Here is a 20,763-nt window from a genome sequence, read left to right as displayed (position 1 = left end):
CGGCTAAACAAGTTGTCGCGGCTCTGTCACTTTCTCCATTGCCTCAATCAGACCGTCGATTGTATGTTGTTTTGCCTGGACAGTCGGTTTTATGCCGTGTTTTTTCAGAGTATCGGAAGTAACCGGGCCGATGGAGGCGATTTTTGTTTTTCGTATATCTTTCGGGTCGAAATCCTTAAAGAAACACTCGACGGCAAAACCGCACGCAAAGGTTATCCAGTCAGCAGGCTCCAAATTATTATTTTTTAATTTTTTGGCGGTATAAATCGCGACATTTTCAGTTTTCGCACCGGTTATTTCCAGTTTTCCAGCAAGAGCCGAACGCAAGAGGAGTATTTTCTCACCGCTCGGTTTATATTTTTTTATAAATTCCTTCGCCAGGTCGTTCGAGGTAAACTTTTTCGGTACAAAATCAGCTTTTATGCCAAAATCTTCAAGTGCGCCGGCGGTTTCCGAGCCGATGCATGCGATTTTAGCGGAGGCAAAAACGCCGGCGTCTTTATTCAATCTTTCCAACGCATTGAAAAATAATTTTACGCCTGTCGGGCTTGTAAAAAAGACCCAGTCGAAATTTTTTATCTTTTCAACAACCCGTTTAAAATCCTTTTTGCCGGTGAAGTCCTGAATTTCAAAGGTCGGCCGGCTTACGGCGGTTGCGCCGCGTGCGGTAAGTTTGCAGGCAAAGTCGGCGTTGCCGGCAGAATCACGGGTCATTAAAACTTTTTTCCCGAATAACGGTTTATCGGCCAGCCAGGGGAAACAATTTTTGCCAATTATTACAATCGCAGGCGGTTCGATTCTATTCTCCGCACATTTTTCGGCGATATCGGAAACGGTGCCTTTAACGATTCTCTGATTTGCCAGCGAGGCGTTTGCCACGACAACAGTATTGGTATTGGCCGCAAGGCCCGCCTTAATCAATCCTTTGCAGATGCGATTTAAATTTCCAACGGCCATATAAAAAACAATTGTGCCTTTGAGTTTTACAAGGCTTTTAAAATCGATATTAACTTCCCTGCCATCGGCGGTATGACCCGTTATAAAAGTTACCGATGAGGCGGTGTTTCTGTCCGTAAGAACTACGCCTGCGCAAGCGGCGGCGGCAGAAGCGGCGGTAATGCCGGGGATAATTTCAAAATCAATTTTGTTATCGGCAAGGCATTTTAATTCCTCTGTCGCCCTGCCGAAAATTAGGGCATCGCCGCCTTTGAGCCTTACGATTGTTTTATAAACGCGGGCCTTTTCGATAATCAGTTTGTTTATGTCTTTCTGTTTGATGGAATTTTTATGCTCTTTGCCGACGTAAATCGTTTCGGCTTTTTTCGGAACAAGATTCAGCAATTCTTCGCCGATGAGTCTGTCATAAAGAACGCAGTCGGCTCGGCGGAGAAGCTCGCTGCCGCGAACGCTGATAAGGCCGCTGCCGCCGGGGCCGGCGCCAACAATATAAACTTTTCCATTAGCCATTCTTCAATAACTCTCCCGCGCCTGAGTTTAAAAGTTCAGATGCCAAATCCTGCGCGATTTTTTTTGCGGATTTAACGTGGCCCTGCTTTTTGCGATTGATAAATTTGCGGCCGTTTTCGTCGGCGACAAAGGCGTAAATTGTCATATTGTCGCCTGTAATCTGCGCGAATACGCCTGCCGGGGCGTGACAGCCCGCTTTTAAATGATGCCAAACGAGGCGCTCGGCATCAGAAGTGATTCGGGAAATCTTATCATCAATTTCAGCAAGTAATTTTAAAATTTCATTGTCGCCGGCTTTTGCCTGAACGGCTAAGGCACCCTGAGCAGGCGCTGGAATAAAATCTATGGGGTCGAAGCAAAGAGAAATCTTTTCAGTTAATCCAAGTCTTTCGATTCCGGCATAAGCAAGGACGGTGCCGTCAAATTGGCCCTTTTCGACCTGATTTATTCTCGTATGCACGTTGCCCCTTATCGGCTCACAAATCAAATCTGGTCTTTTATGTAAAAGCTGAGCCTTACGGCGGAGGCTTGAAGTTCCAATCTTTGCGCCTTTGGGCAAATCATTCAGCGATTTAATTTTCCCTTTGCCGATTAAACAATCCTGACAAAATCTTCTGTCCAGAACGGCGGCGGTAACAAGGCCGGAGGTTTCCGATATCGGCAAATCCTTGTAACTGTGAACGGCGATATCGGCTTTGTTTTCGCAAAGAGCGTTTTCGACGGCAGCAGTAAAGAAACCTGTTTCGGATAATTTCCAGAGAGGACTTTTTTTGTCGATGTCGCCCTGACTTTTTATCTCGACAATTTCAAAATCAATGCCGGGCTTATGTTTCGAGATTGCCTCGACGACAATCTGCGCCTGGATAAGAGCCAAACAGCTCGAACGAGTTGCTATTCGTATCATATTCATCGAACCGCCACTTTCGAATCTTCGAGCCAGCGGGAAAATAATTGCAGATGCTCATCTATTATCGCCTTTGCTTTGGGAATCTCGGTTCGGCGTTTGCGGTTATTACTATCGATAATTTCGTTTAGACTATCAATATTGAAAAGTTTTATATTATCTATTTCCACAACTTCAGGCTCGGCATTTGGCGGCACAGACAAATCTATTACAATCAGGGGCTTAGCCCGGTTTTTATCGAGCGTTTCTGCCGTTATTAAAGGCTTTTGAGAGGCGGCAGCGGTAAAAACAATATCAATATCCGGAAGACAGCTTTTCAATTCATTTAACTGTAAAAATTTACCTGCCGATGTTTTTTCAATTAATCGCACCCCTGCTTCCTTGTTCCTGGCGGCGACAGTAATATCGGCAACATTTTTTCTGATTAGATGTTTTACAATAAGTTCGGCGTTCGAGCCGGAGCCGATTACAAGGACTTTCATTTTGCCGATGGATTCGACAAACTCACCACAGGCGGAAAAATTACCGGCTGCAAGTTCGACGGAGGCCTGTGCGACAGACAGCGCACCGGTATTTATATCGGTATGAGTCCTTACGGCTTTCGCGACGCGAAACGAACTGTGGAGGAGACGATGGAACATAAATTTTACGCTGTCGCAGCGCAGGGCGAAGCTGTAGGCGGATTTTAATTGCGAAAAAATTTCATTTTCGCCGATAATCTGCGATTCGAGGCCGGCGGCGACATTGAAAAGATGCCCGGCAGCGTCAAGGCCGTATAAAGTCTGTTTGTGCTCATTCCATAAATCATGTGAAATAAAATCATCGACAAACGCGGAGATGTCGAACTGCTTTTTCGCGTAAAAATAAAACTCAAGCCTGTTGCAGGTGTTCAATACGATGGCATCGCTTATTTCAGGGAATCGCCGGCAGGAATGCAGGAAATTTTTCTGCCGCTGCAGGTCGAGAGCAAGCTTTCCGGCAGCATCGGCAGGACAATTTCTAAAATCAACACCCTGAAAAACGATATTCATAACAAATCCCGGCTCCATCCGCGGCGGGCAGGCTTAACTGGTATAACTATGAAGGCCCGCGAAAATTTTCGAGAAATTTACCCACAAAAAACAAAGTATAATCAATATGAAACCTATTATAATCCAAATACTGTTCAAACGCAAAAATCTTTGCCGGTATAAATATCTGAAATGCAGAAACGCGGCGAAGACCAGCCAAACGGCAAGGGAAAACATTTCCTTTGGGTCCCAGCTCCACCAATCACCCCATGCAGAGGCCGCCCATACGCTGCCGAGAACAAGGCCGGCAGTCATAAGAGGAAAACCCATACAAACAAACCTGTATGCGGAAGTTTCGCTTTGGGGCGTTTTGCCGAACAATTGACTGACGGCAAAAAAAGCCGCCCTGGCCATAAAAACATACGAAAGCAGATAAGCGAAAACATGAGGCACAAAAAAAATACTTTTAAGCTGCGAATGCCGCGGCACTATGCGAAAATAAAAAATAAACACTATCGCAAGAAATAACAGAACGGCTATTACAATATCCATAACGGACGGTTTAATCCGAAAGAGGCCGAAAAGACCGATGCAGCCCAAAACGAAACCGATAAAAACAGTACAATTGCACCTGCCGAAAGAACCGGCGAGAACAAGCAAAACGCCGAGATAAACAATGAGCGGCCATTTCGCCTTGTAAATTATCCCGAATTGAAACAGGCCGGCGACAATCAACAATCCGACAGTAATCCAAAGCGAACCGCCCGCCGGTGAAGTAAAAAACGATCTCGACCAGTCAGCACCCATTACCGCACCGATAATACTGAACGCCGCCAAAGACATCAGCATTATTATACCGGTAAGAAGACAAAGCTGTTTTAACCTATCCATAAACAATCCCTTGAAACAAACACAGAATAGCAGATTTTCGGCGGTTTGGCATTAAATTTCGGCACTAAAGCCCGCAAAAGTGACCCCCTGAAATGCTATTGCAAATCTTTTGTTTTGCGCTATAATGCTCCTTTACGCGTCGAGTTAAAAAACAAAACCCTAAATTTAGAATAATTAAACAGTTATATTAGGAGCAAAAGACAATGTCAGTAGTAAGTCAGCCGAAAATCGATTTATTTGTCGCGGAAACCATTACCATCAACGATATTATCTCGGTATCAGAGTTTGTAAATTCGAGCGAGCGAAACAAAATTGCATTCGCAGAAAAAACAGAAGAGGAATTGTCCAAGCCCGGCAGGAAAAATTACCTGGCACTTGGCGCGGCTCTTGCCATGGTCGGCAAATGCCGGGAGGCAATCGAAATATTCGAAAAGGCCGACGACAGCAAGGAAAAATTCCTCGAACTCGCTTTCTGCCTGCGAAAGACAGGACAATACGACAAGGCAATCGAGTCGCTCGACAAAGCCGCAAAGGCCGGAGTAGACGCGCTGGCAGTCAACTGCGCTAAGGCTGCGGTTTATCGCGTCAAAGGCGATTTTGAAAACGCGGCAAAGGCTCTCAAGGCCTGTGAAAATTATCAGAAGGCAAGCGCTCTTTATCATTACACTCTCGGCAGGCATCTGCAGAGAGAAGGAGACTACGATAAGGCGATTGAAAACTATAAGACGGCGGTAGAGATTGACCCGCTTTATTCAAAGGCACTGTTCCATCTGGCATTTCTGCTGGATCTGAGAGGCAATGACGAAGCGGCGATGGATTATTACAAACAGCTCGTAAACAACGGTACGCCTTATGTAAGCGCCCTGCTTAACCTGGCGGTTCTTCACGAAGATGCCGATCAATACGACAAGGCGATAAAGTGCGTTGAGCAGGTGCTTAAATACCATCCGAATAACCCTCGCGCCCTCCTCTTCAAAAAGGACATTAACAGTTCCGAAACAATGCTCTACGATGAAGAAATCGAGAAAAACAAGGACCAACAGACCAAGATACTCGAAACTCCTATCTCCGATTTCGAGCTTTCGGTAAGAAGCAGAAACTGTCTTAAGAAAATGGATATAAATACTCTCGGGGATTTACTGAGAATAACCGAAACAGAACTTCTGGCATATAAGAACTTCGGCGAAACAAGCCTTACCGAGATAAAACATATGCTCGAGTCGAGAGGCTTAAGGCTCGGTATGGCATCCGAAGGCAAATTCCCCGACGAGATGCAACTGGTGGCAGGTATGCAGCAGCAGGAAGCCGATGACGATATCGACAACGAAAATCTCAGCAGGAGCATGGACGAGTTCGAGCTGTCCGTCAGGGCAAGAAACTGCCTTGCGAATCTGAATATCAGAACCATAGGCGACCTTGTCTCCAAAACCGAGGCCGAACTGCTCGGCGTCAAGAATTTCGGCGCTACCAGCCTTGTGGAAATAAATAAGATTCTTGATAGTCTGGGCATCAGCCTGAGAAAAATTGATTAATTATTCCGCTATGCAGCCAAGAATAAAAATATTCCGGAATATCGCAATTCTTTGCACAGGATTGTCCGTTCTCCTCGGCGGCTGCGTCGCCGAGCCGCAGGGTTCCGAGCCGGTCATAACGCAAAGCCCGTCCCTGTCCAGCGTAAGGGTTCTGCTGGACGACAGCGCACAAAAAATTCAGTTCAAGATTGACGATGAATACGAGATTGTAAACTACGATACAATGGAGATATTCAAGGCTGAGGGTACCGCCTGCGTAATTGAGCCTGCGACAGACAGCAACGGAATATGGGCAGGCCAGCAGCTTTTCAAAACCAAACACCTGATTATACAGCCCAAGCACAACCAGCCTTTCGCGATTAACGACAACCAGAAATACCGCGGCGGTCTCGAACTGATTATAAATTCCGGCAGCAGGACTATGACGGTCATTAATAATGTTTCGATGGAAACATATCTTGCCGGCGTCGTGGCGTCTGAAATGCCCAGCTACTGGGAAATGGAAGCCTTAAAGGCACAGGCGATAGCGGCAAGAACTTACTGTTTGTATATAAAAACGAAGTTCGGCAAAAACCGGAACTGGGACGTCAAAACCACACAGGCAAACCAGGTTTACAAAGGCGTCAACGCCGAGACGGTACGCACAAACGATGCGGTCAACAGTACCTGCGGGATGGTATTATGCTGTCAGCAGGAATCAGGGGACTGCGAGCCGTTTCCAGCTTATTACAGTTCCGCCTGCGGCGGTCATACCGAAGACAGCGAAAATGTTTTCGGCGATAAATTCGAATCGCTTAAAGGCGTCAATTGCGCCTATTGCAGAACAACTACAAGGCCGAGCCTATTCTACTGGCCGGACGTCAAATTCGATAAAAAAACCGTAAGCGATAATATCCTCGAAAGGTATCCATCCCTGAAGGAATTGGGAACCATAGAGAAAATAGAAGCCGTGAAAAAAAGCGAGTACGAGAATAAATTCACGAGAATTACGAGCGTTAAACTGACCGGCTCGACAGGCAAAACAGGTTTTTTGCGAGCCGAGGACCTGCGACTTGCAATCGATTCGAGCGGGACCAAAATTCAAAGCGCCTGCTGTACGATAGTGAGCCTGGACAAAGAATTTCTTTTCGTCGCAGGTAAAGGGTTCGGCCACGGCGTGGGACTGTGCCAGTACGGGGCAAGAGAGATGGCCAGACAAGGTAATACCGCAGAACAAATCCTGAGCTTCTATTATCCCGACAACCGAATAAAGACCCTATACTAAGCTGTCCGCTAATAATGAACGTCTTCGATATAAACACAAAAAGCTCTGAAACATCAGCACGAACCGGTACATTACAAACCGCTCACGGAAAAATCCGTACACCGGTATTTATGCCGGTCGGGACAAGAGGAACGGTCAAAGGTCTATTACCTCAACAGCTAAGTGAGGCAGGTTCGCAAATAATCCTTGCCAATACTTTTCATCTGATGCTTCGGCCGGGCGTGGATGTAATTGAAAAACTCGGCGGACTTCATAACTTTATGGCGTGGGACAAGCCGATACTTACCGACAGCGGCGGCTTCCAGGTTTTTTCGTTAAGCGAAATAAACAGCATTGATGATAACGGCACAGAATTTGCCAGTCCTTACGACGGCGCGAAAATCAAGCTCGATGCGGCCGGGGCAACAAATATTCAAAACAGGCTCGGCGCAGATATAATAATGTGCTTCGACCAGTGCCCCGCTTTCGACGCCCCGGAGAAAGAACAAATAAAAGCAGTTGAACGAACGATTAAATGGGCAAAAATCTGCAAAGATTCCCATTCCAATAACCGCCAGTTACTTTTCGGAATCGTACAGGGGCAGACTGACAATAATCTCAGGCAAGGCTGCGCTGAAGAACTTGCCAAAATGGATTTCCCCGGCTACGCACTGGGCGGTTTGAGCGTAGGCGAAGGCACGGAAGAAATGCTGAAAACTGTCCGTTTCGCAACCCCTCTGCTGCCCGAAAACAAGCCCCGATACCTTATGGGCGTAGGAACGCCTGCGGATATTATCCAGTCGGTCGAGGCTGGAATCGATATGTTCGACTGTGTAATGCCGACCCGAAATGGCCGAAATGCCCTGGCCTTCACATCCGAAGGTCCTATAAGACTGCGAAATTCAGCTTATACAGACGATAAAAAGCCGATTGACTCGACCTGTCAGTGCTATTGCTGCAAAACTTTCAGCCGATCGGCGATAAGGCACTATTTTAATGTGGGGGAAATGCTCGGGCCAATCCTGCTATCGTTACATAATATCGTTTTTTATCATAATTTAATGGACAAAATACGAGAAAATATAGAGAATGGCACGTTCGCTGAATGGGCGGCGCAGGCACTGCAAAGTCCCGCGTTCGCCAGAAACAGTCGGACAAATACCGACACGGAAAATATTGAATAAAGAAAGGGATAATTATGGAAATCGGATGGGTTTTGGCACAGGCCGACCAGAATAGTCAGGTAATCAAGGCAGAAGATATTTCAAAGGAAAGCATTTCCGAAGCTACTACTAAACAAGCGGACCCGAACTCCGGTGTTGTAACAGCTAAAAAAAATCCACAGAGTCAGTGGCAGTCGCTGATATTCATCGTTCTTATCTTCGGAGTTATGTACTTTTTAATGTTCAGAGGTCCCAAGAAACAGCGGCAACAGCAGGAACAGATGGTCAGGTCGCTGAAGAAAAATGACAGAGTCCAGACTGTCGGAGGAATTTTCGGCACGGTTCTCGAAGTAAGCGATACTGAAATTACACTCAAGATTGACGAATCCAACAATACAAAAATAAAGATACTTCCTTCGGCAATCGGCAAGGTAATCGAACAAAGATAAACCCGCTTGGGCGGATAAAAATTTGTAATTTAATTAATATTTTTTCAGGAAACTGCAATGGATAGAAATGTTGTGCGTTTTGGACTTGTAGCGGTAATTATACTTGTAATCTTCGCGGCAGCGGAAATTTATCCTCCGAATGAGACACTAAAGCCCGGACTCGACCTTGCGGGCGGTACAAGTCTTACTTACGATATCGACACAACCGGTCTGCGTGAGAATGAGACAGACAGTCTCTCCCAGAAGCTGGTGCCGATTCTAATGAAAAGAATCGACCCCGGTAATATTCAGAATATTATCATGCGTCCCCAGGGCGATACGCGAATCGAAATTCAGGTTCCGCTGGCAAGTGCCGATACGTACAGGAAACGTCAGGCCTATGATGACGCTCTGAACGCACTGGAAAAAGACAATATCAATCTTGCGATAATCAAGAGGACGCTGGTCAAGGACCCCAATGACAGAGCAGCGATATTCGCGGAATTCGCCGCCGACAGCAATGAAAGAAAGGAAATTCTCAGTAACCTCGCATCGACTTACGATGCGAGAAAAGCGGCACAGGAGAAAAGAGATAATTATAAACTTCAGCTCGATACGATAGCCGGACAACTTGAAAAAGCCCGTGTAAATAAAGAAACGCTCGCTATGCTCGCGCCGTCATGGGACGCAATGGACCCCAACGAGCAAAAAGCCACGGTTGACCGTCTGGTTGCCGATGTCAACGGCACAGACAATAAACCTGCCGCCAAATCTACCGCCGAACAGACAAAAGAAAAACTCCTGTCAATTGAACAGTATTTTGCACTTTACAGACAATGGGCAGATGTCGTTAACGAACTGACGATGCCTGAAACCGGACTTAATACCGCTTACAGGGACGCAGAGCTAAGGCTGAAGGACTTTAACCTCGGCACAGAAACGCTGACAGAAGTACTTGAGATGCCGGAGAAATCCAGAACCCGCGCAGAATTTATCAAGCAATTCAAAAACAGATTCCCTTCGAGAGTGGATAGAATAGACACGCTGGTAAAAGCATTCGGCGAATACCGGCCGATGAGAGGCAGAATCGACGGACCTGAAGATGTCAAAAGAATGCTCAAAGGCAGCGGCGTACTTGAATTTCGCATTCTGCCGACACTTAACGACGGCAGAACAAACAGAGACGAACTGCTTGCATACACAGACGCTTTGAAAACAAAGGGACCCAAGCTTGCTTCTGACAGCAAATATATATGGCTCGAATTAGAGAATCCCAAAGACAGTACCTGGCAGAGCAGCGACAGTCATCAGATTATTACAGGCACATTTGCGGAGAAATACTATGTGCTCGCAAGCAATCTGAAAGACGAGTGTATGCTCAAGAACACAGGCAAAAAGCCGTGGAAGCTGCAGAAGGCCGGCACAACGGTCGATGAACTCGGCAAAAGAGCGATTAGTTTCACTTTTGACGAAGTCGCAGCTTCGCTGTTTTACAACCTGACCAGAAACAATCTTCAAAGACCGTTATGCATAACTCTCGATAATATTGCGATATCCGCCCCGAACATCCGAAGCGCCATTCGCTCCAGTGGTATAATCGAAGGCAGTTATACCCAGACTGAACAGATGGATATGATTGACAAACTCAACGCCGGTTCACTGCCCGCCAGACTGATTGAACCGCCGGTATCCGAAAAAACCATCGGACCAAGCCTCGGTGCCGACAACCGTAATATGGGAATCCAGGCAGGCAAAATAGCATTGGCTGTTGTTATGTGCTTCATGATTCTTTATTACAGGATTAGCGGAATTATCGCATGTATCGCGCTGGGCCTGAATATTCTTTTCATCCTGGCGATGATGGCTATTACCCGTGCGACTTTTACTATGGGCGGCATTGCCGGTATCGTGCTTACCATCGGTATGAGTGTCGATGCGAACATCCTGATTTTCGAGAGGCTCAGAGAGGAACTGGATGGAGGCGCAGGCATACGCACCGCAATTTCCAACGGTTTCAGCAGGGCCTTTTTGACTATTTTCGATTCGAACTTAACAACGTTTATCCCGGCCCTTATTTTGTATATGATTGCATCGGAAGAAATCAAGGGTTTCGCGATAACACTTATGTTCGGTATTATATCTTCGCTGTTTACCGCGATTTTTGTAACCCGTATTATTTTTCACATTCTGCTTAACATGGGAATTATCCACGACAAACTGACGATGATGCGTATAATCAGAAATGCGAATGTTAACTGGATGGGATTAAGACCTGTCTTCATAACAGCATCGTTACTCCTTGTAGCCGGCGGGTTATTCGTGTTTTTCTACAGAGATGAAGCCGCAAACAGTAAATACGACATTGAATTCACCGGCGGAACCAGTCTCCAGATTAATCTAAAGTCTGACAATCCGCTCGAAAGAAGCGAGGTCGAAAACATAATACGCATGGAAGGCAAAAGGCTCAATAACCCCGGCATAGCGATGGCTAAAGTTTATCGCGTGGGAGATAAGACATCCCAGTTGCAGTATGAAATCACAACTACAGAAACAAATAAAACCACGGTTCCGATAGTTTTCAACGCCGGTCAGAATCAGACTGTTCAGAGCGTAACCGATGCGATTACCAAAACACAAAAAACAATGCGAGGCATACTTTCGAGCCTTGCGGTAACACAGGATTCTAATAATCCTCTGGAGTTTGTCATCGCCACTACCCAGACAAATACTCCGATTGTTACCCGGATTCTGAATAAAACATTCGGTGAAAATGCCGTTGCGGGCGAACCGGTTGTCAATGAAATAGTTACCGGCGCCGTACAGGATGCCTTTGCAGGCAAACTGGAGATGCTCGAAAATCTGGAGCCGAATATCGCTTCGGTCACGAAGATTGATAACGCGACGGTTGACGCCTATCCGGAATTAAGCGATTTTCTCGGCGGCGTCAAAATCGAATTTACCGTGCAGAAACCAGTGATGGTAAGCCAGATAGTTCAGCGGCTTAATGATTTGCGATATAAGCCGGAATTGACGCATATTCAGTGGTTCCAGTATCGGCTCACAGGCCCAACGCTGGAATCTCTGCCGGACAAACCTTATACGACGTTTGTTTATTACAGTGTTGAGCCTGAAGCAGGCTTCCGTCAATTCAACGAAGATGAATGGAAACAATTTGTAAACAACGAAACCACAAAACTTACCGAAGCCGCTTCGCTGCAAAGCTCTCTGCCGCGAGTTACACAGATTGCGCCGTCAATCGGCGACGAGGCAAAGACACGGGCAATCGTAGCTACGGTACTGTCTCTAATCGCTATCTGTATTTATGTCTGGTTCCGATTCGGAACTCTTCGCTATGGCGTGGCAGCTATCGTTCCTATCGGTCACGATATCTGTATCACAATCGGCGCCGTGGTCGCATGTACATATATTGCCGGCACAGTTATCGGCCAGAAACTGCTTATAGGCGATTTCAAAATCGACCTGGCAATGATTGCGGCATTTCTGACAATTATAGGTTATTCAATTAACGATACCATCGTTGTATTCGACCGTATCCGTGAAAGGAGAGGCAGACTTTCAATACTGACGCCTGAGCTTATCAGCCAAAGTATAAACCAGACACTCTCGAGAACTATACTGACATCGTTTACCACCTTTTTGGCAGTGCTCATACTGTATATTCTCGGAGGCCCGGCTATACGCGGCTTCGCCTTTGCGATGCTCATCGGCGTTGTGATTGGAACTTACTCGTCTATAGCTATTGCCGCTCCTATACTTATACTCGGCAAAAAAACAAAGGCTGTTATCGACAAAAAATAGCCCATGAGAAAAGATGTCAAGACAGGAATGCTCATCGGCACAGGATTGTGTCTGATTGCCGTTGTGTGGTTCTGCATGCATCAGCAGGTGGTGGAACAACCGCAAATAGAAGAGCTGCTGTCGCAAAATAGAAATCTTTTCGCAGCAGGTACCGCGACCCAGGTTAAACCAAAAGATACCGGGTCGCAGGAACTGGTCGATAAAAATCAGGATAAACCACAAACTCCCCCGCCTGTCAGCGATGCAGCGTCTGTAAGAGTACATACGGTCCAGTCGGGAGAAACCTTAAGCGATATTTCAAGAGCTTATTACGGTACGAGCGGTAAATGGAACAAAATTTACGAGGCTAATAAAGAATTGCTCCCCCGCGGTGCGGATACTATCAGGACAGGAATGAAATTAATCATCCCTCAATAGAAATGGTATTACAGATATTTCGCCGCCTGCCGGTCAATCAGCCAGACAACCTTATCGAGAATCGGCCATAATGTATGGACGGGATACTTTACTTCATCCGGTCCGCCGAGCAGGACATCGCGCACTATCTCGGCTTTTTCCGCTCCGCTGACCATAACAATCAACTGCTGAGCGGCACACATAACCGGATGAGTAAGCGTTATACGGTTATGTCCCTGACACATCTGGTATACAACTGTTACAAGATCCTCTGTATCAAATAGCGCATAAGAATTAGGCAGCAGTGAACCGATATGCCCGTCCGGACCCATTCCGAGTATCATCAGGTCAAACACCGGAAGCTGGCCGGGCTGGAGATTGAAAGTCTTTTTCAGGAAAAGGTCATATTCCTCGACAGCGATACTGTAATCATCCTTTTCGCCGGTGATTCTGTAAATGTTTTGTTTGGGAATCGGAACAGAATTTAAAAAAGTATCGGCGGCAAGTTTATAATTGCTGTCTGGCGAATCAGGCTTTACACATCGCTCATCCACCCAGAACAATTCTATCTTGTCCCACGGCAGATTCATGCTCTGGCTGTCTTTGCCGAGTAACTGGTAAAACTGCCGCGGAGTTTTTCCGCCGGATATGGCCAGATGAAAGACCCCCTTTTCCGAGACCGCTCTTTGAGCGGCATCTTTAAACAATTCAAAAGCCCTTTGTGCCAGATCAACAGGGTCCTGCACATCGATGATTTTGAGCTTATCACTGTTTAAGGTTTTCATTGCATAATCCCTTTTACCTTTCAAAACCTTTTACTCTTAAGTACACGCCCCGATAATAAAAGGTTTTTACTTTTTCTCCTGTCAGTCTCTAAATCCTAACATATATTATGATTATTAAAAGGCAGTGAGGCCACTAAATTCCAAAAATTGTTAAATATATTAATGGCATTATGCCTACAACTTGTTTTCTAAAAACGAGTTGTATACATATACGCCAACGAAGGTTTTCCCCTAATAAGAAGAGCCTGTACGTCTTTTAAATGTTACGGCCCAGTCGATACCGAGAACCGCATTTTATACTGATTGAGACGATGAAACAGCGTAGTTATAGCTTTCTTCCGGCAAACAACTCAGCGTCCAGTACAGATTAATCGTCCTCATAGCTTCGACGAATTGTTTATAGTCAACCGGTTTGACGATATAACCTGCAACGCCGAGATTGAAGCTGTCGAGGATATTCTGGTCCACATCGGATGTAGTTAAAACCACCACAGGGATTCTTTTCAGCATATCGTCCACCTTGGCAACTTTCAGAAACTCAAAGCCGTTCATTCTCGGCATATTCAGGTCAAGAAGAATAACACACGGCCTGGGGTTGCTTTCATCTTTCAAATACTTCAGGGCGTCTTCGCCGTCGACCCTGCGTACCAGTTCGTTGGCAATTTTAAGGTCGTTAACAGCCCTTTGCGTGATGATTGCATCCACATCATCGTCATCAACTAATAGAATTGGTCTGGAATTTCTCATTTTTAACCTCCATTTTTTGTTTCGGTAAAGTAAAAAAGAACGTACTGCCTTTTTCTGGTTTTGACTCAACCCAGATTTTTCCGTCATATTTTTCAATAATTCTCTTAACCACAGAAAGACCTATACCTGTACTTTCCGCCTCATCGCGTCTGATGAGAGTCTGGAAAATTCTGAAGATCTTTTCGAAATATTTACTTTCTATGCCGCAGCCGTTGTCAGCAACACTGAATTTCCAGAAGTCATCATCTTCGACGCAATTCAACAGGACAAGGCCATGGGGCTTATCCATGAATTTTACAGAATTACCCAAAAGGTTCTGGAACACCTGTATCATATGTGTTCTGTCACATATAATAGTTGGAAAATCATTTTCCTGTACTATTTTAATATTTTCCGGCGGAGCAACTTCAGCAATAGCTTCCTGGACAACTTCGTTAAGGTCGATTGGCTGCTGAGCCGCAACACGTCCGAGTTCAGAATATGTCATAATTCCACTGATAAGTTCGCTCATTCGTTCCGTTCTTCCCACAAGCATATCAAGATATTGGCGTCCCCGCTCATCCAGCCTGTCCCTGTAATCCGCTAATATTATTCCTGCCAGACTTCCGATTCCTCTCAGCGGCGATTTAAGGTCATGTGCGACCACGTGAGCGAAATCAGCAAGCTCACGGTTGGCGATAGTCAGACTCTCGACAGTTTCTTTCAGTTCTTCGTTAAGATTTTGCTGCGCATTTTCAGCTTTTTTTCGCTCTATAACTTCCCGATTCAGATTAACCATAGAGGTCGTGGTTTTTTGCAGATTTTCCGCCATTCCATTAAAAGATTGGGCCAAAGTCCCGATTTCATCTGTTGAATCGATATTGACCCTTTGCGAAAAGTCTCCTGTGGCTATTAAGCCGGTGGTTTTAACCAGTTCCGCAATAGGCTGTGTGATATCTGAAGCAAGGAATAATGACAAGGCAATGCCGGCGATAAGAATAGTTAATCCAACCAGCAGCACCGTATTTCGCAGGGCATTTAATTTGGCGATAAACTGCTGATAAGGCATGATTGTAACTACTGACCAGTGTTGACCCGGAACAGGCGAGTAGGCAAAATAGCTGTCAATTCCTGAAATTACCGCACGTCCCGAGCCTGACCCCATAGTTTTTATCCCGGAAACTATATGTTCCGAACCTGCTCCCTCAATGACAACTTTCTTCAGTATTTTATCCTTGTCCTGACAGGCCAGAATGGTTCCGGAGGAATCAAGCAGAATAGCAAAATCTGACTTCTCTTTGAATCCGCGAATTTTTTCAGCCAGTACAGTTACAGAGACCTTGCCCAAAAGAAACCCTACAAACTCATCAAAAAAGTTTTTCTCCATGAAACCGAATTCTATGCATGGACCGTTTAGTTCGGGACAAAAAGCGGTGTATGAATTTAGAGTTTTATTGGGGTTGTTGACTGCACGCTGAAAAATTATGGAATTTCTTACATTGGAAAGTGCTGTCGATATCCTGCCGTCAATTACCTTCAACTCCTCCATACCCTTGTCATCCACATAAGAAAGTGTGTCGAATTCAGGCATAAACTTCTCGAAATAGCCGACCAGGAAATTTTCCTGCTGTTTTTTTGCATAATTTGTCACTGTTTCAGAGGTGCCTATTTTCTCAAGCAATCGTCCTTTGCTGTCAATTAATACGCTTATTTCTTCGCCGATATTAGCGGCTAAATACCTGAGATTCTGCTGCTGACTGGCCCTGAGCGAAGAGAATGTTATCAGGTACGAGACAACTCCCAGACTAACAGCCACAGAAAGGACAAGTCCAATCTGCAGAACCAGAATTTTTGTTTTTATCGATCTAAACATTTTATTTTCCGAAAAATCCCGTTCAACTGTAAATATTCTATTTTACAGGAACAGCACCCATCGTTTTAATAATTTTCTTCGCATCTTCGCTATAAAGGAAATCAATAAATTCTTTCGCAAGTCCTTTCGGCTGGTCTTTATAGACAACGCCAAGAGGAATCAAATATTTATAGTCACCGCTGAGTACCTTTTTAATTGACGGCTCAATGCCATCAATATTCAGTATCTTCAGATTGGCATTTACCGTCGCCGATAACGGCACAAAGCCGATAGTTTGCTTATGTTCCTGCAGAGTAGCAACAGTTTCCGGAGTAAGGTACATCACTTTTGCGTTTGGATTGTTAATATCTGCAAATCCCGGCAGCATTTCATTAAGAATCCGCAGTGCCGAATCGCCTTGTTCCCTGGTTAACGGATATATTTTGCCCGGCTTGGCACCAAGCTGACTCCAGTCGGTAATTTTGCCGGAATATATTCCGAGTATCTGCTCAGTGGTAATATTATCGATGCCGTTTATGTCCGGACTTGCGGCGAAAACTACCGGCGTATTGGCAAACACCTGCTGGGTAAGGCCAAATTCTTTTTCGTGTTCTTTCAGTGGCCGGGCAACTCTTGCCAGGTCGGCTTTCCCAGCAGCAACCGCCTTTATGCCGGCGGTAGAGCCGATACTTTCCAGCAGTTCTATCTGTACGCCGCCGACTTTAGCCATCATAGCATTGGCAATGGCCAGCAGAAGGTCGTGACTGTCGCCTGTGCCGCTGATAACTATCCTCGGCATAGAAACAGCATTGGGTTCATTTGCTTCTTTCGCATTTACCGCAGCAAGTGACATTAACAAAACCAGTGCGATTATCAGTGACAATATCTTTTTCATTTTAATTCCCTTTCCTCATTACCATGTCAAATGAAGTCCATACCTGACAAAAACAGCCGGGTCGTTTTTGCTGTCGTTATAAAAATCTCCCGGAATAAATAACTCGCCCTCTATTCTATGCTCAACATTTTTACTGACTTTGTACTTGAGCATAGTTTTCAGCAACTGACCTCTGAATTTGCCGCATTTGCTCATTCCCTTTGTTCCACCTTCAGAAGTGTTTTGCTCGGCAAAAAGAATCGCATAACCGCATCGGAGATTTAGTTTTTTCGTCGGATTCGTCTCCCAGTCGGCATAAAGCCTGTGCATATTTGAGTTGTCATACGCTCTGCCGTCGATGGAATCTATGTTACCCTGATACAGCACGCTCCATGTATCCACTCTTCCGTAAAGTCTGTCGAAATTCTTTTGCTTATCGTCATTTCCGGAAAGATACTCGTAGCCGAGATATATTTTATTTTTCTTCTCGTCGTTAAAATTATATATAAGCTGACTATTTGAGGCGAGGGCCTGAAGGTGCCTGCCGTTCCTGTGGCCGAATTGCGGCGCAAACTCCGTACTGTACTGCCATCGCTCGTTCAATCTGCCGTATTTTCTCGCGCCTATCGTATAAATTTCACCCTCGTAGCCGCTGCTTGTCACTTTGTTTTTATCGTGTTTATAAATAAAGAATATATCTATGCCCGCATCTTCACTTGTTTTTTGGGATAAATAAGCAATCGCGCCAAAGTCGTCCTGTTCGGCAAGGTCATCGTCCCTGTCGTGGAACGGCTTGAACCATTTTCCACTGTCGGCGTAATTCTGCGTCAATACAAAATCCATTGTGGTATCTGAAGCGTCCCATTTATAAGTAAATCTTAAGGCGTTAAAAAATGCCGTTCTTCCGCCGTCGAGCGGTGTACCGTCGCAGATGAGCCAGCCGCTGCCGAGTATGATGTCCTGTCTGCCCGCGACGATGGTAAGCGGCAAATCAAATGCGTTCCGCCATGTCAGATTAAGCCTGTCTATCAGGACTTCATTTTTAATAAATTGCGGGTCCTGTGTTTTGGGTTTGATATAATAGCGAGGTTCTGTTGCAAATCGAATATTGAAATCAACATCATCGGTTAATTTTAGTTTAGCCCCTGCCCTGATACGATAACGCGGAAAAACAACCCGCTCATGCCCTGCGATTTCCTTTTCAAATTTTCTGTTGTTGTCATATTCGGCGCGAAGCCTTAAATCCGCGCTCAGTTCAATCCAGTCAGCCGGATTCTTCAACTGTGACAACTTTCCGCCGGCTGAACTGTTAGCGTCCTGTGAAACCGCCTTGACAGAGTGAGTAAAACAAATGCTGAAAACAATGGCTGCACAGATAAGTTTTTTATTTATCATACTTACCTTTCCCATTTTCCCTCATAATGGCTGCTGTTCCGTAACAACCTTAAATTAGAATATTCCTATAGTTACGTTAAGTTTTTCGGCGATATTATTACTCTCCTTTACCATAGTATTAAATACCGCCGATAATTCGAGAAAAAGGCTGATTTGAGGCATTAATATCTTTTAAGTACAATATTATCGGGCATTCAATCTCATGATTTATATATGATACGCTTCGCAGAAAATATCCCCGTCGGGAGTCGAACCCGAAACCTCTGGCTTCGGAGGCCAGCACTCTATCCAATTGAGCTACGGGGACTTATCGGATTAATTAATTATCCCTTGAGCTAAAAGATTTGTCCAGTCTTATTACTTATTACGCCAGTTTCGTCGGGTCCCTGAGCAGTTTAGCCACATAGTCCAAAAACTGCGCGGCCTCGGCACCATTTGCTGTTCTATGGTCGACGGCAAGTGTCATTTTCATAAGTTTTTTAACGACAATATTCCCGTCTTCCGACATGCAGGTATCGGTTATTTTTCCAACGCCGAGAATACTGCACTGGCCGGGAACAACGATAGGAATAAACGAATCGATGCCGAATGTGCCAAGATTGCTTACGGTTATGCAGCCGCCTTCAAGGTCGGTAGGTAATAATTTTCCCGCACGTGCACGTTCGATAAGAGCGGCACTGTACTGTGCAATTTCTTCAATGGTTTTTTTATCAGCGTCTTTTACTATCGGAGCAACCAATCCGCCTTTTACAGAAACGGCAAGTCCTACGCCTGCGGAATCGGCAAGCTGGATAGAATCACCTTCGAACCGGCCCGTCATAATCGGCCATTGCGTCATTCCGAGAGCAAGCGCCTTGATTATTAAATCATTGAAAGATATTTTAACGCCGGCAGAGGCGTTCAGTTTTTCACGAAATGAAATCAGTTCCGTAACATCAACAACAACATTGAGATAAAAGCACGGTATCTCGCGTTTGGACTGGAGCATCTTTTCAGCGATGATTTTGCCGAATTTGCTCAGCGGTATTTTCTGGCCGGGCTTATAGGCAGGCCCGCTCTGCGGCGCAGGGGCTGTTTTCTTTTCAGCAGGCGTCTCTTTCTTTACGCTTTCATCCTCGAGAGTCAGGAGCACTTCACCTACCGGCACCGTCTGTCCTTCCCGGACAAGAACATTTTTTACAATACCCTCGGCGGGCGATTCCATTTCGAGAGTGGCTTTATCAGTTTCGATTTCAAAGATAACTTCGCCCTTACTGATTTTCTGTCCTGCCTTAACTTTACAGCTTACGACAGTGCCTTCTTCCATCGTTTGCCCCATCTGCGGCAGTTTAATTTCCTTAGCCATTTATTTTACCTTTCGGCATACAAACAACCGGTATGTTTTGGCCTCGGCAAAATCTTTGCCGGTTCTTTTTCCATACAGGTATTTCTGCTGAGCTTTTTCAATTTTTTTTCTGTATTTCCATTTTGCCAATTTCGTAAGTAATGGATGCCGGCTCTGCAGGAATCTGTCAACAGCGTCGGCAATAGGAATCACCACCTCTTTCGCAGCCTTGTCAACTATATCCATATTCGGCGCGGTTTCGGCGGTAATATCTATGTCCTCAATTATTTTGAAAGGCGAGGCCTGCATAATAGTCTTAAATTTTTCAAATTTGTGGCCGCCCTTGAGGCCGCACTTGTCCTGAGACTGCGTTTTAAAGAAATCGCATATAAGCATATAACCGCCGTCATTTAACAGGCCCCCCGCTATATCGACAACCCTGTCAAGGTCTATATACTGGAAGCTTTCGCAGAACTGTATCATATCGTATTTTTTATTGGTTTGAATGTCTTCGAATTTGCATTTAAAAATTTCGCTCGTATCGCCGAGCAGTTCTTCAACCAGCTTGTTTTGATACGGCGTTGGGCTGACGCAATCGACTTTGTAGCCGATATCGACGAGCTTCTTCGAGAAAGCTCCCGTGCCACAGCCGACATCGAGAATCGTTTTCACCTCGGCCGGAATATGCGAAATTATAAATTTGCAGTACTCGTCCTGGGCGATATGAAGATTGAGAATGCAGGGTTCAATCCCCTTTTTCCACAGGCCGTAATGCAAATGGTCAAGTTGGAACAGACCCTTGCCGACAATATGACCAATCTCAAGGCCTATTTCACGCGATATGTGTTTCTTGCTTTCCTTCAAAAGTCGTACTCCTTTAATTAAACGGATAATGATAGCATTTTCGTAAAAAGCCGCAAGGGAAAACAGCCCGATAGCTGTTTGCAGACGGAA

At 45.4% G+C, this 20,763-nt stretch carries 17 protein-coding genes and 1 tRNA gene; 6 read left to right on the top strand and 12 right to left on the bottom strand.

All coding sequences use genetic code 11. The annotated features are described in order from the left end of the window. Positions 1-3 precede the first annotated feature (3 nt). From cobA to ccsA, 4 genes are read right to left on the bottom strand one after another with little or no spacing between them, the layout of a single operon-like run. Positions 4-1,467, bottom strand: a complete 1,464-nt coding sequence (gene cobA, locus WC496_11840; protein MFA5293706.1) for a uroporphyrinogen-III C-methyltransferase — start codon at positions 1,465-1,467, stop codon at positions 4-6. After that, a complete protein-coding gene (gene hemC / locus WC496_11835; protein MFA5293705.1) occupies positions 1,460-2,377 on the bottom strand; it encodes a hydroxymethylbilane synthase in 918 nt (305 codons plus the stop codon). The genes cobA and hemC overlap by 8 nt, the downstream gene beginning before the upstream one ends. Continuing rightward, on the bottom strand, positions 2,374-3,402 hold the full coding sequence (hemA, locus tag WC496_11830; GenBank protein MFA5293704.1) for a glutamyl-tRNA reductase: 1,029 nt from the start codon (positions 3,400-3,402) through the stop codon (positions 2,374-2,376). Before hemA ends, hemC begins: the two co-directional genes overlap by 4 nt. 33 nt (positions 3,403-3,435) lie before the next feature. Beyond that, positions 3,436-4,272, bottom strand: a complete 837-nt coding sequence (gene ccsA, locus WC496_11825; GenBank protein ID MFA5293703.1) for a cytochrome c biogenesis protein CcsA — start codon at positions 4,270-4,272, stop codon at positions 3,436-3,438. Positions 4,273-4,475: 203 nt separating this feature from the next. Between ccsA and WC496_11820 the strand changes: the two genes are divergently transcribed. Genes WC496_11820 through WC496_11795 form a run of 6 tightly spaced genes read left to right on the top strand, consistent with a single transcriptional unit; the run spans position 4,476 to position 12,874 of the window. Beyond that, positions 4,476-5,804, top strand: coding sequence for a DNA-directed RNA polymerase subunit alpha C-terminal domain-containing protein (locus tag WC496_11820; GenBank protein MFA5293702.1), 1,329 nt, complete (start codon positions 4,476-4,478; stop codon positions 5,802-5,804). After that, complete coding sequence (locus tag WC496_11815) at positions 5,797-7,068, top strand: SpoIID/LytB domain-containing protein (GenBank protein MFA5293701.1); 1,272 nt, start codon at positions 5,797-5,799, stop codon at positions 7,066-7,068. The genes WC496_11820 and WC496_11815 overlap by 8 nt, the downstream gene beginning before the upstream one ends. Positions 7,069-7,082: 14 nt before the next feature. After that, positions 7,083-8,231, top strand: a complete 1,149-nt coding sequence (gene tgt, locus WC496_11810) for a tRNA guanosine(34) transglycosylase Tgt (protein MFA5293700.1) — start codon at positions 7,083-7,085, stop codon at positions 8,229-8,231. A gap of 14 nt (positions 8,232-8,245) precedes the next feature. After that, positions 8,246-8,659, top strand: a complete 414-nt coding sequence (gene yajC, locus WC496_11805) for a preprotein translocase subunit YajC (GenBank protein MFA5293699.1) — start codon at positions 8,246-8,248, stop codon at positions 8,657-8,659. Positions 8,660-8,716: 57 nt separating this feature from the next. Continuing rightward, the gene (secD, locus tag WC496_11800; protein MFA5293698.1) at positions 8,717-12,457 is read left to right on the top strand and encodes a protein translocase subunit SecD; all 3,741 of its coding nucleotides are present in this window, start codon (positions 8,717-8,719) and stop codon (positions 12,455-12,457) included. Between the two features lie 3 nt (positions 12,458-12,460). Beyond that, a complete protein-coding gene (locus WC496_11795; GenBank protein MFA5293697.1) occupies positions 12,461-12,874 on the top strand; it encodes a LysM peptidoglycan-binding domain-containing protein in 414 nt (137 codons plus the stop codon). An 8-nt stretch (positions 12,875-12,882) separates the two neighbouring features. Here the strand turns inward: WC496_11795 and pgl are convergent, their stop codons facing one another. The 8 genes from pgl to WC496_11755 all read right to left on the bottom strand — a co-directional run bounded on the left by pgl (position 12,883) and on the right by WC496_11755 (position 20,673). Next, a complete protein-coding gene (pgl, locus tag WC496_11790) occupies positions 12,883-13,638 on the bottom strand; it encodes a 6-phosphogluconolactonase (protein MFA5293696.1) in 756 nt (251 codons plus the stop codon). 294 nt (positions 13,639-13,932) lie between these two features. Beyond that, positions 13,933-14,385, bottom strand: a complete 453-nt coding sequence (locus WC496_11785; protein ID MFA5293695.1) for a response regulator — start codon at positions 14,383-14,385, stop codon at positions 13,933-13,935. Further along, complete coding sequence (locus WC496_11780) at positions 14,354-16,237, bottom strand: ATP-binding protein (protein ID MFA5293694.1); 1,884 nt, start codon at positions 16,235-16,237, stop codon at positions 14,354-14,356. The genes WC496_11785 and WC496_11780 overlap by 32 nt, the downstream gene beginning before the upstream one ends. Before the next feature lie 37 nt (positions 16,238-16,274). Then, complete coding sequence (locus tag WC496_11775; protein ID MFA5293693.1) at positions 16,275-17,111, bottom strand: substrate-binding domain-containing protein; 837 nt, start codon at positions 17,109-17,111, stop codon at positions 16,275-16,277. Between the two features lie 18 nt (positions 17,112-17,129). Then, complete coding sequence (locus WC496_11770) at positions 17,130-18,485, bottom strand: alginate export family protein (GenBank protein ID MFA5293692.1); 1,356 nt, start codon at positions 18,483-18,485, stop codon at positions 17,130-17,132. A 233-nt stretch (positions 18,486-18,718) separates the two neighbouring features. Further along, a tRNA-Arg gene (locus tag WC496_11765) sits at positions 18,719-18,792 on the bottom strand. Positions 18,793-18,849: 57 nt separating this feature from the next. Beyond that, on the bottom strand, positions 18,850-19,830 hold the full coding sequence (locus WC496_11760; GenBank protein MFA5293691.1) for a dihydrolipoamide acetyltransferase family protein: 981 nt from the start codon (positions 19,828-19,830) through the stop codon (positions 18,850-18,852). Then, a complete protein-coding gene (locus WC496_11755) occupies positions 19,831-20,673 on the bottom strand; it encodes a methyltransferase domain-containing protein (protein ID MFA5293690.1) in 843 nt (280 codons plus the stop codon). It lies immediately after the preceding gene. Positions 20,674-20,763 lie beyond the last annotated feature (90 nt).

This window comes from Phycisphaerae bacterium (assembly GCA_041652575.1).
In the GTDB taxonomy this organism is placed as follows: Bacteria; Planctomycetota; Phycisphaerae; order Sedimentisphaerales; family UBA12454; genus UBA12454.
This window is presented reverse-complemented; position numbering and strand designations above follow the sequence as displayed.